The 15180-nt window shown below is 46.8% G+C and carries 17 protein-coding genes; 15 read left to right on the plus strand and 2 right to left on the minus strand.

Annotated elements, in window-relative coordinates:
* Positions 1–99 precede the first annotated feature (99 nt).
* The 4 genes from MKY73_RS05385 to crcB are packed head-to-tail and all read left to right on the plus strand — an operon-like array spanning position 100 to position 3128.
* The gene (locus MKY73_RS05385) at positions 100–987 is read left to right on the plus strand and encodes a LysR family transcriptional regulator (protein ID WP_339306052.1); all 888 of its coding nucleotides are present in this window, start codon (positions 100–102) and stop codon (positions 985–987) included.
* A gap of 42 nt (positions 988–1029) precedes the next feature.
* Positions 1030–2337 (plus strand): replication-associated recombination protein A, encoded by a 1308-nt coding sequence (locus MKY73_RS05390; RefSeq protein WP_339306054.1) that lies wholly within the window; start codon positions 1030–1032, stop codon positions 2335–2337.
* Positions 2338–2370: 33 nt separating this feature from the next.
* Positions 2371–2772, plus strand: coding sequence for a CrcB family protein (locus MKY73_RS05395; RefSeq protein WP_339306056.1), 402 nt, complete (start codon positions 2371–2373; stop codon positions 2770–2772).
* A complete protein-coding gene (gene crcB / locus MKY73_RS05400; protein WP_339306058.1) occupies positions 2769–3128 on the plus strand; it encodes a fluoride efflux transporter CrcB in 360 nt (119 codons plus the stop codon). The genes MKY73_RS05395 and crcB overlap by 4 nt, the downstream gene beginning before the upstream one ends.
* A gap of 130 nt (positions 3129–3258) precedes the next feature.
* Here crcB and mnmA read toward each other — a convergent pair whose 3' ends face one another.
* Positions 3259–4383 (minus strand): tRNA 2-thiouridine(34) synthase MnmA, encoded by a 1125-nt coding sequence (mnmA, locus tag MKY73_RS05405; RefSeq protein ID WP_339306059.1) that lies wholly within the window; start codon positions 4381–4383, stop codon positions 3259–3261.
* A 321-nt stretch (positions 4384–4704) separates the two neighbouring features.
* Between mnmA and MKY73_RS05410 the strand changes: the two genes are divergently transcribed.
* Entirely contained in the window at positions 4705–5124 is a 420-nt protein-coding gene (locus MKY73_RS05410; protein WP_062835876.1) for an Rrf2 family transcriptional regulator, read from the plus strand.
* A 240-nt stretch (positions 5125–5364) separates the two neighbouring features.
* Here MKY73_RS05410 and MKY73_RS05415 read toward each other — a convergent pair whose 3' ends face one another.
* Positions 5365–5760: a hypothetical protein gene (locus MKY73_RS05415; protein ID WP_339306061.1), complete on the minus strand. Its 396-nt coding sequence runs from the start codon at positions 5758–5760 to the stop codon at positions 5365–5367.
* 131 nt (positions 5761–5891) lie between these two features.
* On the opposite strand from MKY73_RS05415, the gene MKY73_RS05420 reads away from it, so the two are divergent.
* The 10 genes from MKY73_RS05420 (at position 5892) to mltG (ending at position 15168) form a co-directional block, all read left to right on the plus strand.
* Positions 5892–7043 carry a cysteine desulfurase family protein gene (locus MKY73_RS05420; RefSeq protein WP_339306062.1) on the plus strand — a complete coding sequence of 384 codons (1152 nt, stop codon included), beginning with the start codon at positions 5892–5894 and terminating at the stop codon, positions 7041–7043.
* Between the two features lie 164 nt (positions 7044–7207).
* Positions 7208–7729: a PRC-barrel domain-containing protein gene (locus MKY73_RS05425; RefSeq protein WP_339236963.1), complete on the plus strand. Its 522-nt coding sequence runs from the start codon at positions 7208–7210 to the stop codon at positions 7727–7729.
* A 10-nt stretch (positions 7730–7739) separates the two neighbouring features.
* Complete coding sequence (locus tag MKY73_RS05430) at positions 7740–7949, plus strand: hypothetical protein (RefSeq protein ID WP_017686815.1); 210 nt, start codon at positions 7740–7742, stop codon at positions 7947–7949.
* Positions 7950–8243: 294 nt separating this feature from the next.
* On the plus strand, positions 8244–9311 hold the full coding sequence (locus MKY73_RS05435) for an AI-2E family transporter (protein ID WP_253440170.1): 1068 nt from the start codon (positions 8244–8246) through the stop codon (positions 9309–9311).
* A gap of 436 nt (positions 9312–9747) precedes the next feature.
* On the plus strand, positions 9748–12378 hold the full coding sequence (gene alaS / locus MKY73_RS05440) for an alanine--tRNA ligase (protein ID WP_339306064.1): 2631 nt from the start codon (positions 9748–9750) through the stop codon (positions 12376–12378).
* A gap of 241 nt (positions 12379–12619) precedes the next feature.
* Positions 12620–12880, plus strand: coding sequence for an IreB family regulatory phosphoprotein (locus MKY73_RS05445; protein ID WP_036616950.1), 261 nt, complete (start codon positions 12620–12622; stop codon positions 12878–12880).
* Between the two features lie 125 nt (positions 12881–13005).
* The gene (gene ruvX / locus MKY73_RS05450) at positions 13006–13422 is read left to right on the plus strand and encodes a Holliday junction resolvase RuvX (RefSeq protein WP_036616953.1); all 417 of its coding nucleotides are present in this window, start codon (positions 13006–13008) and stop codon (positions 13420–13422) included.
* Positions 13423–13434: 12 nt separating this feature from the next.
* Positions 13435–13737 (plus strand): DUF1292 domain-containing protein, encoded by a 303-nt coding sequence (locus tag MKY73_RS05455; protein WP_278298550.1) that lies wholly within the window; start codon positions 13435–13437, stop codon positions 13735–13737.
* A complete protein-coding gene (locus MKY73_RS05460) occupies positions 13738–14052 on the plus strand; it encodes a DUF1292 domain-containing protein (protein WP_047844066.1) in 315 nt (104 codons plus the stop codon).
* Between the two features lie 75 nt (positions 14053–14127).
* Positions 14128–15168, plus strand: a complete 1041-nt coding sequence (mltG, locus tag MKY73_RS05465) for an endolytic transglycosylase MltG (RefSeq protein ID WP_339306066.1) — start codon at positions 14128–14130, stop codon at positions 15166–15168.
* The last annotated feature ends 12 nt before the right edge of the window (positions 15169–15180 follow it).

Here is a 15180-nt window from a genome sequence, read left to right on the forward strand (position 1 = left end):
GTTAGGGATCTACATGAATTGTAGTCCGGTTTGCACATGAAGTATAATGATTGGTAATGAAGTGGATATCATTTTGAATGATGTCAGAGTGGGGGGACCATGGAGAGCGGGGATCTTAGAATATTTCAGTGTGTTGCACAGGAAGGGAATCTGACCAAAGCTGCTGCTAAACTGGGGTATGTTCAATCCAACGTAACGGCACGTATCAGGCATCTGGAGGCAGAAGTGGGTACAACGTTGTTCATTCGTCATAACCGAGGCATGACGTTATCTCCAGCGGGAGAGATGCTGTTGACCTATGCGGATAAAATTATTGGTTTGCTGAATGAGGCTTCCAAGGCGCTTGGGGCGACGAGTATACCATCAGGGCCGTTGCGAATAGGGTCAACACAGACTGCCGCAGCGGTTCGTTTACCTGAGCTTTTTGCAAAATATTATAAACAGTATCCTAATGTGTCCTTATCACTAGCTACGGGCAATTCGCAGATGCTTATTGATCAAGTGATTGGGTATGAATTGGAAGGGGCTTTTATTGGTTGTTCCTGTGATCATCCAGATATCGAGTCCGTGGATGTGTTTGATGAAGAATTGTTTGTGGTCTCGTCGGGTATGGGGCCAGAAGAGGAACTTACGCGTAAACCCATCCTTGTTTACAGCATGGGATGCTCCTACCGACAGATTTTAGAGGAGTGGTTGCTCTCAAGTGGGATAAATCGTCCAGTGATTATGGAGTTTGGAACGCTGGAAGCAATTATTAGTGGAGTAACGTCTGGAATGGGGATTTCTCTGTTACCAGAGATTGTGATTCGGCAGCAAATCGCAAGTGGAAATCTTCGCAAACATTCGCTCCCTTCTGGCATAAGCCGAATGATGACTCGTTTTATTACACGCAAGGATGCGTTTGTCAGCAGTGCGCTTGGCGCATTTATGGCTATGTTACCGCGGGAGTATGATATGATAGAGAGTGGTAATACATCAGAATTGTAAATGTACACAAGTTAAGGTAATCCGTTAAGGAAGTGATGAGCAATGGATTTATTTTCGTTTCAGCAGGACTCCAAACCACAAGCCAGATTGCTCGCGGACCGCATGCGGCCAGAGCATCTGGATGAATATATTGGACAGGAACATATTATTGGACCGGGGAAATTACTGCGGCGCGCCATTGAGGCGGATCAGATTTCGTCCATCTTGTTATACGGCCCTCCGGGATGCGGCAAGACCACCCTGGCACATATTATTTCTCAGCAAACGCAGGGACAGTTCGTTCGTCTGAATGCAGTGGAAGCTTCCGTCAAGGATGTGCGTGAAGTCATCGAACAGGCGCAAACGAACAAACAACTGTATGGAACCAAAACCATTCTGTTCCTCGATGAGGTACACCGGTTTAACAGTTCACGTCAGGATGCGTTATTGCCAGCGGTAGAGAAGGGCACGATTATTTTTATTGGCGCGACAACAGAGAATCCCTTTCATTACGTCAATGGTGCCTTGATGAGCCGTTCCACCCTGTTCCAGTTGGAATCGCTGAACAAGGAGCATTCCCTTATTGCAATGCGCAGAGCATTGAGCGATGCGGACAAAGGTCTGGGGTTCATGGAATTACAGGCAGACGATGAGGCGCTTGAGCATATTGCCACGATGGCCAATGGGGATATTCGGCGTGCGCTCAACGCACTTGAACTGGCAGCGTTGACGACGCCACCGGAGAAGGATGGCTCCATTCATATCACGCTTGGTGTAGCTGAAGAGTCTATTCGGCGCCCTATTGTGAAAGCCGATGAATCTACCCAGTATGATGTGCTGTCTGCTTTTCACAAGAGTATCCGGGGGTCTAGTGATGCGGCGCTGTTCTGGTTTCTATACGCGGTGGAGAAGCTCGGTATGGACCCAATGACCTTCATTCGACGCCTGATTGCAGCAAGCAGTGAAGACATCGGGCTTGCGAACCCGCAAGCCATGACCCAGGCCATTGGAGCACTTGATGCATACCGGAATAACGGCTGGCCCGAAGCCAAGCTGAACATCGCACAAGCGATTCTGTTCGCGGTCGAAAGTCCAAAATCCAATGCGGTATACACCGCCATCTCCAAAGCCATGAACGCCATTGATGAGGTGAAATCGGCAGAAGTTCCGCTGCACTTGCGAGATACGCATTATTCGGGTGCCGTGAAACTTGGACATGAGGGCTATCAATATCCGCATAATTACCCGGGGCATTATGTGAAGCAGGAATATTTACCAAAACAGCTCTCACGTAGAGTATTCTATGAGGCAACGGAACAAGGCAACGAATCGAAGATCAGGCTGAACCAACAGCGGCGCAGGGAATTTTAAGAACAGACAGATCAATCGGGAGATGCACACAACATGAAAGAGCTTATGTATATAGGAGCGGGTGGATTTCTTGGGACATTAACCCGATATGCCATACAGTTAGCGATACCAACTGTCCATGGGGGGTTCCCTTGGGCAGTGCTGCTAATCAATGCGATGGGAAGTCTTTTTTTAGGATGGTTCTTTACCATCGCTATTCCAGGCAAAATAACACCACAACTTCGACTGGCAATTGGCACAGGTTTTACCGGCGCATTTACGACGTTCTCTACGTTTACATTGGATATTGTTCGTTTATCCGAAGGGGGCGAATGGGTGAATGCCGCCCTTTATATGATCGCAAGTGTGTTGGCTGGATTAATGTTTTGTGCGTTGGGAATGAGCATCGGACAGCGTATGTTGGGATCGCCAAGACAAGAGGGTGATGCCTCATGATCTTATGGATTGGTTTGGCTGGTGTACTGGGGGCTGTACTGCGTTTCAGTCTGGGAAAATGGGTCTCGGGCTTGCTGGGAACGGCTTTTCCATGGGGGACATGGACCATTAACATCACTGGTTCACTGTTGCTTGGGCTGTTATACGGGTGGCATCAATCTGGAATGATCTCAGATGTAATCTGGGTGATCTGGGGAACCGGATTCTGCGGTGCGTACACCACATTCTCTACTTTTGGCTATGAAACGTTAGGACTTATGGGTCGACAACGATACGCAAGCGCGGCGCTCTACGTCGTCAGTTCGGTTGGAGTAGGGGCGTTGGCCTCCTTGGCAGGATTCTGGTTGACTGCATAACGAACTATTTTTATTTATTTTGCAAAGAAAAGCAGGAAAAAAGCCATCCTTCATGGTATACATGAAAGACGGCTTTTTTAATAGGGATACACGGTATTGTGTATAATCCGCATTTTATGGACAAGCTCTATTATTGCATTGCGGGTACAGGTACCTTTTGCACCTGATCGATCGTACCCCCACCCAGACAGTTTTCTCCGTCGTAGAAAACAACGGCTTGTCCTGGCGTAATGGCTTTTTGCTGCTGATCAAATTGCACGTCCACACTTCCATCTTCCTGCCAGGTCAGTGTAACACCTTGATCCGGCTGACGATAGCGGAATTTGGCAGTACAACGGTATGGAACATTAGGCATGTGCTCTGTACCAGCAATCCAGTTCACACCCGTTGCGGTTAGACCAGTGGAGTACAGGCTTGCATGGGCATCTCCCTGAACAACAAGCAGTTGATTTTTCTCCAGATTCTTGTCTGCAACGAACCAGGGCTCACCATTACCCGAACCACCAATGCCAAGACCTTGGCGCTGTCCAAGTGTGTAGTACATTAGACCATCATGGCGGCCTTTGACTTCACCGGTCACGATATCAACCATGTCTCCACCTTTGGCAGGCAGATAGTTACTCAGGAACTCTTTGAAATTACGCTCACCGATGAAGCAGACACCTGTGCTGTCTTTTTTCTTGGCAGTATACAAGCCAGCCGCTTCTGCGATTTTGCGTACTTCCGGTTTGGGCAAGTGACCAATAGGGAACATGGCTTTGGACAACTGGTTCTGATTGAGTGCGTTAAGGAAATACGTCTGGTCCTTATTGTTGTCCACACCACGCAGCAGTTTGAATGTGCCGTCTTCTTCAATCAGACGAGCATAGTGTCCTGTAGCTACATAATCTGCGCCGAGATCCAGAGCTTTGTTCAGGAATTCACCAAATTTGATCTCACGATTACACATGACATCCGGATTTGGTGTGCGACCCGACTTATATTCATCAAGGAAATAGGTAAATACTTTATCAAAATATTCTTTCTCGAAGTTGACAGTGTAGTAAGGAATGCCGATCTGTTCACATACGCGGCGTACATCCTCTGAATCTTCTTCAGCGGTACAGTGGCCGAACTCGTCGGTGTCATCCCAGTTTTTCATGAAAATGCCGATGACATCGTAACCTTGCTCTTTCAGCAGCAACGCGGTAACGGAAGAATCGACACCTCCGGACATGCCAACGACGACCCGTGTATTTTCAATTGTTTTGGACATCGTTATCACCATTTCTATATATAAATGTGTTTCGTTTCTTATTCTAGCATAACCGGACCCAAGATACGATACACCCGGCCAATTTTGGATAGTGTCCACCACAGACGCACATTTTGGAATATCGTCAATCTTTCTTTTCCATAAAGCATGCAGATATGTTAACATTAGCTGAGGGTTATGATCGGAATACGGAGAATTAGAAAGTTAAAAATGAGTTCTATGAATCTCTGCTGTGGACAGATCGTGAAACAAACGGTCATGGACTACAGGATACAATATAAAGTTTCCAATCGTTACTGAAAATTGAAAGAGGTGACTCCTTTGAAAATATCGACAAAAGGCCGTTACGGCCTCACAATCATGATGGAGCTTGCTGCCAGAACAGGCGAAGGCCCTACATCACTTAAGAGCATTGCCGAGCGCAACCAGCTTTCGGAGCATTACCTGGAGCAACTGATTGCTCCACTACGTAATGCAGGACTGGTGAAGAGCATTAGAGGTGCATACGGTGGTTATATCCTTGCAGGTGATCCTGCAACCGTAACTGCAGGTGATGTCATCCGTGTACTGGAAGGGCCAATCTCTCCCGTAGACTTCACAGAGGAAGATGATCCGGCGAAGCGTGATCTATGGTTGCGTATCCGTGACGGTATTGCGGAAGTGTTGGATTCCACAACACTGAAAGACCTGATTACATTCCAGGATCAAGAGAAAAAAGATAGCTACATGTTTTATATTTAGGGTCATCATTCGCATCGCAGAAGACATACTAAAGCCCCCAACTAGGGGGCTTTAGACATGCCAATAGAGATATTTCAAAAAGTCTGATTTTCTCGGTATTGAACAGCAGACTCTTTGAACACGCACCAATGGGTACTTTGTTTTCAATTTCTACAGATCACTTCAAGGAAGTAAGGACTATGTATTCAGCCGCGGATTTACAAGTTGGTGAAGTGTGAGCTTAACCGGATATCTTGTGAATCAGCGACTTTTTAAAGTTTCTATATCAGCTTCCATGCGTAACTGACGGCGATTCAAAATATCAATGCTGTGCTGATGGGTATTCAATTCGGTAGTTACTTTGCGTTCAAAGGCGGAGTGGGAAGCGTCAAGCCGTTTCGTAACGGTCAATGTTTCCAGAACAGTTTGTTGAAGAAGTGGGATGTTCTTGGTTTGTTCATCTATGGTGTCCAATCTGCCATCCATCGTATCCAATCTGCTATCCATGGTATCCAATCTACCATCCATGGTGTCTAATCTACTTTCCATGGTAATTAGTCTGTCTTCCATCTTATCAAGACGTACGTCGATGCTGTCGAATCGTTTGTCCATTTGTTGAAGTTGATTCAGAATCTGCCCGAGAATGGGATCACTCATGTCTCTCTCTCCTTTTTGAAATGGATATAGAACATTATACACGAAGATGCGACAATAGAGCATCCATTTCAATTTCCAATTTGACAGTACGCCATGAGATAGAAATTTAACATATAACGGGGTGGAAATAAATGAAACGAATTTATTTGGATCACGCCGCATCGACACCTATGCATCCACAAGTCGCAGAAGCGATGATGAACGTCATGACAGGACAATTTGGCAATGCATCAAGTATCCATGCCTTTGGGCGTGAAGCCAAACGGACTGTTAGCGGAGCAAGGGATGTCATTGCGGCGTCTTTAGACTGTTTCCCGGACGAATTGGTGTTTACCGGAGGTGGCACGGAGAGCGACAATTTGGCGATTTTCGGAGCAGTCTCAGCAAGGCAAGATCAGGGGAAACATGTCATTACGACCGCAATTGAGCACCATGCTGTTTTGCATACGTGTCAGGAATTGGAGCGGCAAGGTTATGAAGTAACCTATCTATCTGTTGATCGTCACGGTCGAATAAATCTGGATGAATTGCAAGAGGCCATCCGGCCGGATACGGTTCTGATTACCATGATGTTTGCCAACAATGAAGTGGGCACCATTCAGCCGATCCGTGAGGTCGGGGAGCTTGCACGTAAACACAATATTCTGTTCCATACTGATGCAGTTCAGGCTCTGGGCAGCCAGGATATTTCCTGTAAGGAACTTCCTGTGGACCTGATTAGCTTCTCGGCGCATAAAATCAATGGGCCTCAGGGTGTCGGTGTACTCTATGTACGGCGAGGAATCTTGTTGGAAGCAAGAGCCCACGGTGGGTTGCAAGAACGTCAGCGGCGCGCTGGTACGGAAAATATCGCAGGTATTACCGGATTTGCAGAGGCTCTCAAGATTTCATCAGCTCAAAAGGAGACGCATCGTCAGCATGATTTGGAATTGCGCAAACTTTTGTTGGAACAGCTTGAAATCCATGTGGGGACGGAGCACTTTCATGTGAATGGACACGCGGAGCATATGCTGCCGAACATCCTGAATATCAGCTTTCCGGAAGTGTCCACAGAGACGATGTTAATGAATTTGGATATGGAAGGGATTGCTGTTGCAAGCGGTTCGGCCTGCACTTCCGGTTCACTTGAAGTCTCTCATGTGCTCAAAGCGATGAAACTGCCTGAAACATTTTTACATTCTGCGATTCGTTTTAGCTGGGGATTGGGTAATACTACGGAAGAAATCATGATAACCGCCGAAAAAATTGGAACCATTCTTGGACGACTGCGTAATAGACCCTAAGGGGAACTTTACACATGGAACAGAAGGAGGGAAGAAGTTCCATTTCATCGGTTGGATAGAAGCGGTTTTGATGATCGGCGTCTGATTGCCACTCATCAACTTTGGGCATACCTAGCAATAGCGCCGCGCCTATTTAATGATAAGAAGATGAGGGGGACCCAGCGATGAAGCTTCAGGAAATGATCGGACTTGCCGTTTTTGATGTGGAGGACGGGAAGCAGGTCGGTAAAATCCAGGATTTCATTGTGAATGATGATTGGCAGATTGAAGGCATTGAACTTGAGAACAAAGGCCTGTTTACCAATCATGTCAAAATCGTGCAGTGGCAAGATATCGTTGCCTACGGCGAAGATGCCGTCATGATCCGTAATCAACAGGCTGTCCGCAAGACGGGAGCCGACGACATAAAATACACGTACCTCCTCGGTCGGTCTAAATTGAAGGAGATGTCCGTGCTCACCGAAGAAGGTTTGCTGCTTGGGCGTGTCTCCGATGTTTATTTTGACCAAGAGTTGGGAAATACAATAATAGGGATTGAAATTACGGACGGTTTTGTGTCCGATCTGATCGAGGGCCGCAAATGGCTGCCATGTACAAGCGATATGTCTATCGGGGAAAGTGCCATTATGGTGCCGTCTCTGAGTGAACAGCGCTTGGAAAATGCCATTCATTCTGTTAATGGATAGGTGAATGAATATGAAATGTCCAAACTGTAGTTCCAAAGATATCGGGAAAATTGGTTCCCACCAGTTTTATTGCTGGGGATGCTTTATCGAATTAACGGTGAACGGTGAGAAAATGTCTGTATATCAAGTGGAAGAAGACGGTACGCTGAGCTCCCTGGATGATCTGTTTTTCGGGGACGAGCTGCCACAAGACTTCCCTCATCTACACGCTTCTTCTTAATAAGCAGGATAACTTCCTCTATATGCGGTTTCATGACAATGTATGTCATGGGATGCTGTCGTTATATGTTGGCACATGTATATAGATGTGGTTACATAATGGTTCGGGTTGCACATGTATGATTATATGCTACCCTTTACTGCAAAATGCGCTTCCTTCTCTGATGAAGGAGGCGTTTTTTTGGGTTTAAGAAAAAATGTTCGAATTGCTCCTTCCACTTCTGCGCTGTGTTAATAAATTTTACCTTTCCTACATATACTGACTCTCAGAGCCAGTCCAAAAGGAGAGATACAAGTGGAGCAATTAACCAAAAACAAGCTGTTCCGTTATGCGATCTGGCTGCTGCTCGGATTAATTATTCTATATTTTATTTGGTTGCTGCGGCCTTTACTGCTTCATATATATGCATTCCTGAAAACAGTGCTGGCACCCTTTATCGTAGCTCTTATCATATCCTATGTACTTAATCCGATTGTCAGCATGCTGGGAGGGCGCAAGGTGCCGCGTACGATTGCGGTACTGCTCATATATGCCTTTTTCCTGACCTGCATCGGTGTCATTCTGATGAATGTGATTCCGGTATTGATTGAACAGCTGGAGGAACTCAACGAGCATATGCCGGAGCTGTCCATGCGTGCCCAGAGCCTGATGAACAATATGGATCACAAATTAATGCCGCCAAGTGTGCGAACAGGCATGAACAGTTGGTTCTTTCAGATGGAGGATCGACTAACTCAGGGCATTACCGTGCTTATGGACAATATCGGGGCGACCATTAATGTGTTATTCAATGTATTCATCGTGCCATTTCTGATATTTTATATGTTAAAAGACTTTGAGGTGTTTGAGCGCACTATTGTGGCATATCTCCCGCGTTCACGCCGTAAAGCGATTGTCTCCGTGATGAAAGAAATTGATACTGCACTGGGGAACTACATTCGGGGCCAGTTTATTGTCTGTGTTATTGTTGGCATCTTTGCCTACATTGGTTATATCGTCATTGATATGCCATATGCCCTGCTGCTTGCAAGCATTGTAGCTGTGTTTAATATTGTGCCTTACTTGGGGCCGTTCCTTGGTGCTGCTCCTGCTGTGGTCATGGCATCAACCGTATCTTTTAAAATGGTGCTGCTTGTGGTCATTGTGAACACCCTGTGCCAAGTGTTGGAGAGTAACGTTATCTCTCCTCAGGTTGTGGGACGTACGTTGCATTTGCACCCACTGTCCATTATATTTGCACTGCTCGTCGGAGGCGAACTGGCAGGCATTGTAGGTTTAATTCTGGCAGTACCCGTTTTTGCCGTACTAAAGGTGATTGTGCAACACTTTTTCGCCTATTACATCAAACGTAGGATCGACTGATAAATAGGGTTACAACAACATCTAGCCTGCGTTGACACCCGCTTATGCTACCGATATAATGAGTGTGTATGTTTAGAACATGAAATCGATGATGAAATAAAGTACGCCGAGGGTTCCTTTCCTCAGAGAATAGACTTCTTCAGATCGGGGTGATCCTGAACTGATGGCTGGAAGAGTCTTGAAAGATGAAGCGGCAGAAAGCTAATTTCGGAGTGCAGGACAACCCTGCCGGGAGCGACCGTTATTTCGCATGAACGAGGAGATTGTTTGTTTATCTACGCAGCAAGGGATAAACAGCAATAACCAGGGTGGTACCGCGATAACATCGTCCCTGATTATTCAGGGGCGTTTTTTGTGTTTATTTTTACAAAAAATAATGTTGACCAACCGGAGCGAACACGCAACGGACTATTATAATTTAATGGGGGCATCCAGTATGAAAGCCAGTGAAATCCGGTCCAAATGGATAGAATTTTTTGCAAGTAAAGGTCACAAAATCGAGCCGAGCGCATCGCTCGTGCCTCACAACGATCCTTCCCTTTTGTGGATCAATGCAGGTATGGCACCGCTCAAGCCTTATTTTGACGGACGTGAGAAGCCGGAGAACCCGCGTCTTGCGAACTCCCAGAAGTGTATCCGTACCAATGATATCGAGAATGTCGGCAAAACGCGTCGTCACCATACGTTCTTCGAGATGCTCGGTAACTTCTCTATTGGAGATTACTTCAAGGAAGAGACCGTAACATGGGCATGGGAGTTCCTGACAAGCAAAGAGTGGATCGGTTTCGATCCGGAGCGCCTGTCCGTAACGGTATATCCGGAAGATGAGGAAGCATTCAAACTGTGGAACGAAAAAGTGGGACTGCCTGCTGAGCGTATCATTAAATTGGATGAAAACTTCTGGGATATCGGCGAAGGCCCATGTGGACCTTGTACCGAGATCTTCTATGACCGCGGTGAAGCTTACGGTAACGACATGAGTGATCCCGAGATGTATCCAGGCGGGGAAAACGAACGTTATCTGGAAGTATGGAATCTGGTATTCTCCCAGTTCAACCATAACAAGGACGGCAGCTACACACCGCTTCCTAACAAAAACATTGATACAGGTGCAGGTTTGGAGCGTTTTGCTTCCATTTTGCAAAATGTGGATTCCAACTTTGACACAGACCTGTTCCAACCGATGATTCAAAGAACAGCCGCTCTTGCGGGTGTGAAATATAACGACAGTGTCGAAATTGATGTTGCACTGAAAGTCATTGCCGATCATATCCGTACCGTTGCCTTTGCAGTAGGTGATGGCGTGCTGCCAAGTAATGAAGGACGTGGATATGTCATCCGCCGCCTGCTCCGTCGTGCGGTTCGTTATGGAAAAGTGCTTGGACTCGACCGTCCATTCCTGTATGAACTGACTACAACGGTTGGTGAAGTGATGGGCATGTACTACCCTGAGGTAGTCGACAAACAGGAATTCATCGCCAAAGTAATCAAAACCGAGGAAGAGCGCTTCCACGAAACATTAACAGATGGTCTGGCGATTCTGGCTGATATCAGCGGTACTGCCAAATCCGAAGGACGCACGGTTATTAGCGGACCTGAAGCTTTCAAACTGTATGATACGTACGGTTTCCCGTTTGACCTGACAGAAGATTATGCTGCAGAGCATGGTCTGACTGTGGACCGTGAAGGTTTTGATGCTTCCATGCAGAAGCAACGTGAGCTTGGACGTGCTGGGCGTCAAGAGAGTGAGAGCATGAAAGTTCAAGGCGGACCACTTGCTGAGCTGGAGGTTAAAAGCGAGTTTGTTGGTTATACTGACCTGTTGACGGAAGCAAAAGTGGTAGCCATCGTAGCTGGTGATGCCCTTGTTGAATCTGTAGGCGAAGGACAGACGTGTCAGGTTGTTCTGGACAAGACTCCGTTCTACGCGGAAAGTGGCGGTCAAGTGAGTGATCAGGGCTTGCTGCGCGGTGCTGGTGTAACAGCGAAAGTACAAGGCCTGTTCAAAGCTCCACTCGGACAACATGTACATCTGGTAACGGTGGAGTCCGGTGAACTGCGTGTAGGTGATGTGATTAACGCTGAAGTGGATGCAGCCAAACGTGGCGACATTATCAAAAATCATACAGCAACCCACTTGCTGCACAAGGCACTCAAAGATGTGCTCGGCACACACGTAAACCAGGCAGGGTCGCTCGTAGAGCCACAGCGTCTGCGCTTTGACTTCTCTCACTTCGGCAGCATCACGCCGGAAGAGTTGACTGAGATTGAGCGTCAGGTGAATGAACAGATCTGGAATCGTCTCAACGTAAACATCGAGCTGAAAGCTATTGATGAAGCGAAAGAAATGGGTGCAATGGCCCTGTTTGGCGAAAAATATGGAGATATTGTACGTGTTGTTCAAGTCGGAGACTACAGTTTGGAACTTTGTGGCGGCTGTCACGTAAATAATACTTCAGAGATTGGAATCTTCAAATTGGTAAGCGAGAGCGGAATCGGCTCCGGCGTTCGTCGGATCGAAGCTGTAACTGGACGTGGCGCATATCTGTATGTGGAAAGCCAGTTGGAACTGCTCAAGCAATCAGCAGCACTGCTCAAAGCAAATGTGGCTGATGTACCTAAACGGATTGAAGGTCTGAACCTGCAACTGAAAGAAGCAGCAAGAGAGACGGAATCCCTGCAAAGCAAGCTGAGTGCCATGGAAGCTGGTCAACTGACCGATCAAGTGGTACAAGCAGGAAATACTCAATTGCTGGCAGCACGCGTAGATGCTCCGAACATGGATGCACTGCGTACAGTGGCAGATGAACTGAAAGTAAAATTGCCTAATGCAGTACTCGTATTGGGTGCTCCGGCGGATGGTAAAGTGAATTTTGTTGTAGCGGTACCTGCTGAACAAGTAAAACAAGGATTGCACGCAGGTAAAATCGTCAAAGAAGTCGCAGCAGTATGCGGCGGCGGTGGCGGTGGACGTCCAGATATGGCGCAAGCCGGAGGCAAGGATGCTAGCAAGCTGGATGAAGCGCTGAAACTGGCGGTTTCATTGGTTAGCGGGCATACTGCATAATCCATTGAGCAGCTTATCATCGTCAAAATATAAATCGAAATGGTTCTGTTCATTTGTATTTTGTACCTGAAAAAGACTGAAATCCAATGATGCAGTATGCTGAAGCCAGTAAAGGACAAGCAAAAAACACAATTGCCTTATCCTTTGTTTACTTGTGGCAGTCAGAATATGTTATTATATAAACAGAAATCAATTCGGCAGGACATGGTCCCCATGTTCATGCAGGAGCGAGGTGTCATCAATGGACTCCATGGATAAGACGGTTAAATTTAATGTGAAAGGTGACGAACAGGAAGCATCATCCAAAGAGATTCTTCTCACGGTATATGATGCATTGGTCGATAAGGAGTATAATCCGATCAACCAGATTGTTGGGTATCTGATTTCCGGAGACCCGGCATACATTCCTCGTCACAACAACGCACGTAGTCTGGTCCGTAAAAAGGAGCGCGATGAGCTGATTGAAGAGCTTGTACGTTCCTATCTGGCCAATCACCGGTAATGTACGCCGCTTCCGCTGTGTTGCAGCCATGCAAGCAGCGGGAAATGAACCGACAGAATACAGCCTGAAGCTTGAGAAGGCGATGTTGAATCGACCTGAGCAGGCCTCAGGATGGGAGAGCATGGATGAAAATATTAGGTTTGGACTATGGGGACCGAAGAATCGGAGTTGCCGCGAGTGACGCCTTCGGTTGGACTGCCCAGGGATTGGAAGTACTTGAACGCCGCCGTGATGAAGGCGAGTTCGCTCGAATTGCCGAACTTGTGCGTGAGCATGAGATTAGTGAGATCGTAGTGGGACTTCCCAAAAACATGAACGGCACCGTAGGACCGCGCGGTGAGATATGCATTGCTTTTGCCGATCGCCTGCGGGATGAACTGAATTTACCTGTTCACCTTTGGGATGAACGGCTGACAACCATGGCAGCAGAACGTACGCTGATCGAAGCGGATGTCAGTCGGAAAAAACGCAAGCAAGTTGTGGACAAAATGGCCGCAAGCTTGATTTTGCAAAATTATTTGGATGCCAATAGTAGAAGGTGAGGGGGATCAACAATGGCTGAAGATCAACTGGGTATGGAAGAAGAAGCGGAAATCATTTACATTGCGGATGACGAGGGTAATGAAGAGGAATTCGAAGTCATCATGAAGTTTGAAGTAGACGGTTCGGAGGCCAAGTATATGATGGTTGCTCCGGTTGAACCTGAAGATGGCGAAACGGATGTATATGCATTCCGTTATGAAGAAGAGGGCGACGATATCAAACTTTTCGTTATCCAAGATGATGCCGAGTGGGATATCGTCGAGGAGACGTTTAATACATTTCTTGCTGAAGATGATGAAGAGGAAGCGAACTAAATGACGGAATATAGCCGCAAAGACCTGAAATGGACAGATTCACTGCGTCTGGCATTCGGTGCTCATGTTGAGCTCGAGGAAGAGAACGGTAAATCACAACCGTATGACTTGTTGGCTGAGTTCGAAGTGAACGGTCAGCAATATGCGGTGCTCCGCAGTTCGTTGCGACCTTATGACGAGGTTGAACTTCTGCGGGTATCACCTGGAAGTGAAGACCAGATCATGCCAGAGTTAGTTACGATCGACGATGATGATGAGTGGGAGAACATCTCGGAACTGTATGATGAATGTACACTCCCCATTGACGAAGATTAATCAGCTTCAAATTGAAGAAACCGGGAGGGCGGAGAAGTCCGCTCTTTTTGGTTGTGTAAAGGAGTTGTTTCTTTTTTGAAAGGGAAAGCAATAGTAGTCATACTGCTTATCATTGTAGTTCTTGCCGGAGGCGCAGGCGGTTACGTATGGAGTATGATGCGTCCTGTGGAAGCTTCTACAGAACCGGTCGTATTCGAGATTAAGAGCGGATCGGGAACTTCAAAAATCGCGGATCAGCTTCAAGAAGAAGGCCTAATTCGAAGCGGGTTAACCTTTAAAGGGTATTTAAAGTGGAAAAAACTAGGATCTAATTTCATGGCGGGTACATATTCTATGAATCCTGGCGTGACATATGATGAGATTGTTAGCAAGCTGAGTAGTGGTGAAGTGGTACCGGAGGAAATGGTGAAATTCACGATTCCAGAGGGTTATAATGTTCTGCAAATGGCGGGCAAGCTTTCTTATGAGCATGTTCTCGATCGGGATGAATTCATCAAGCTGGCCAATGATCCTTCGGCCTTCGATGTAGATATCCTCAAAGATATCCCAGTGGATGAAGAACTTCGCTACGTATTGGAAGGGTATCTCTTCCCGGAGACCTACGAGCTGAAAAAGGGAAGTTCCACGCATGATGTGATGCAACGTATGCTGGAAGAATTCCAGACCAAGATCAATTCTATCCCGGATTTGGAAGCCAAGCTTCAAGAGAAGAAACTTTCCCTGCACGAGCTGCTGACCATTGCATCACTGGTGGAGAAAGAAGTTGTAGTGGATGAGGAACGTGCACTGGTTGCAGGGGTAATCTACAATCGGATCAATCAGGATATGAAGCTGGAAATTGATGCTACCGTGCAATATCTGCTCGACAGGCCAAAGGAGCGATTGTATTACAAGGATCTGAAGGTGAAAAGTCCTTATAATACGTATCTGAATAAAGGCCTGCCGCCTGGTCCAATTGCCAGTCCAAGTCTTCCGTCCATTGAAGCAGCACTAAATCCGGAAGCATCGGAGTATCTGTTCTATGTGACAAAAAAGGACGGCTCGTCTGGACATCTATTTGCCAAAACGTATAAGGAACACCAGCAAAATATAGCCAAAAGTAAGGCTGCGCAATAAGCGGAGGGGATT

This window comes from Paenibacillus sp. FSL R5-0519, assembly GCF_037974275.1.
Taxonomy (GTDB): domain Bacteria; phylum Bacillota; class Bacilli; order Paenibacillales; family Paenibacillaceae; genus Paenibacillus.

Excerpts from the sequence above, each read along its gene's own strand:
- MKY73_RS05385 (WP_339306052.1), top strand. The coding sequence starts at position 100 with ATGGAGAGCGGGGATCTTAGAATATTTCAGTGTGTTGCACAGGAAGGG.
- MKY73_RS05390 (WP_339306054.1), top strand. The coding sequence starts at position 1,030 with ATGGATTTATTTTCGTTTCAGCAGGACTCCAAACCACAAGCCAGATTG.
- MKY73_RS05395 (WP_339306056.1), top strand. The coding sequence starts at position 2,371 with ATGAAAGAGCTTATGTATATAGGAGCGGGTGGATTTCTTGGGACATTA.
- crcB (WP_339306058.1), top strand. The coding sequence starts at position 2,769 with ATGATCTTATGGATTGGTTTGGCTGGTGTACTGGGGGCTGTACTGCGT.
- mnmA (WP_339306059.1), bottom strand. The coding sequence starts at position 4,383 with ATGTCCAAAACAATTGAAAATACACGGGTCGTCGTTGGCATGTCCGGA.
- MKY73_RS05415 (WP_339306061.1), bottom strand. The coding sequence starts at position 5,760 with ATGAGTGATCCCATTCTCGGGCAGATTCTGAATCAACTTCAACAAATG.
- MKY73_RS05420 (WP_339306062.1), top strand. The coding sequence starts at position 5,892 with ATGAAACGAATTTATTTGGATCACGCCGCATCGACACCTATGCATCCA.
- MKY73_RS05425 (WP_339236963.1), top strand. The coding sequence starts at position 7,208 with ATGAAGCTTCAGGAAATGATCGGACTTGCCGTTTTTGATGTGGAGGAC.
- MKY73_RS05430 (WP_017686815.1), top strand. The coding sequence starts at position 7,740 with ATGAAATGTCCAAACTGTAGTTCCAAAGATATCGGGAAAATTGGTTCC.
- alaS (WP_339306064.1), top strand. The coding sequence starts at position 9,748 with ATGAAAGCCAGTGAAATCCGGTCCAAATGGATAGAATTTTTTGCAAGT.
- MKY73_RS05445 (WP_036616950.1), top strand. The coding sequence starts at position 12,620 with ATGGACTCCATGGATAAGACGGTTAAATTTAATGTGAAAGGTGACGAA.
- ruvX (WP_036616953.1), top strand. The coding sequence starts at position 13,006 with ATGAAAATATTAGGTTTGGACTATGGGGACCGAAGAATCGGAGTTGCC.
- MKY73_RS05455 (WP_278298550.1), top strand. The coding sequence starts at position 13,435 with ATGGCTGAAGATCAACTGGGTATGGAAGAAGAAGCGGAAATCATTTAC.
- MKY73_RS05460 (WP_047844066.1), top strand. The coding sequence starts at position 13,738 with ATGACGGAATATAGCCGCAAAGACCTGAAATGGACAGATTCACTGCGT.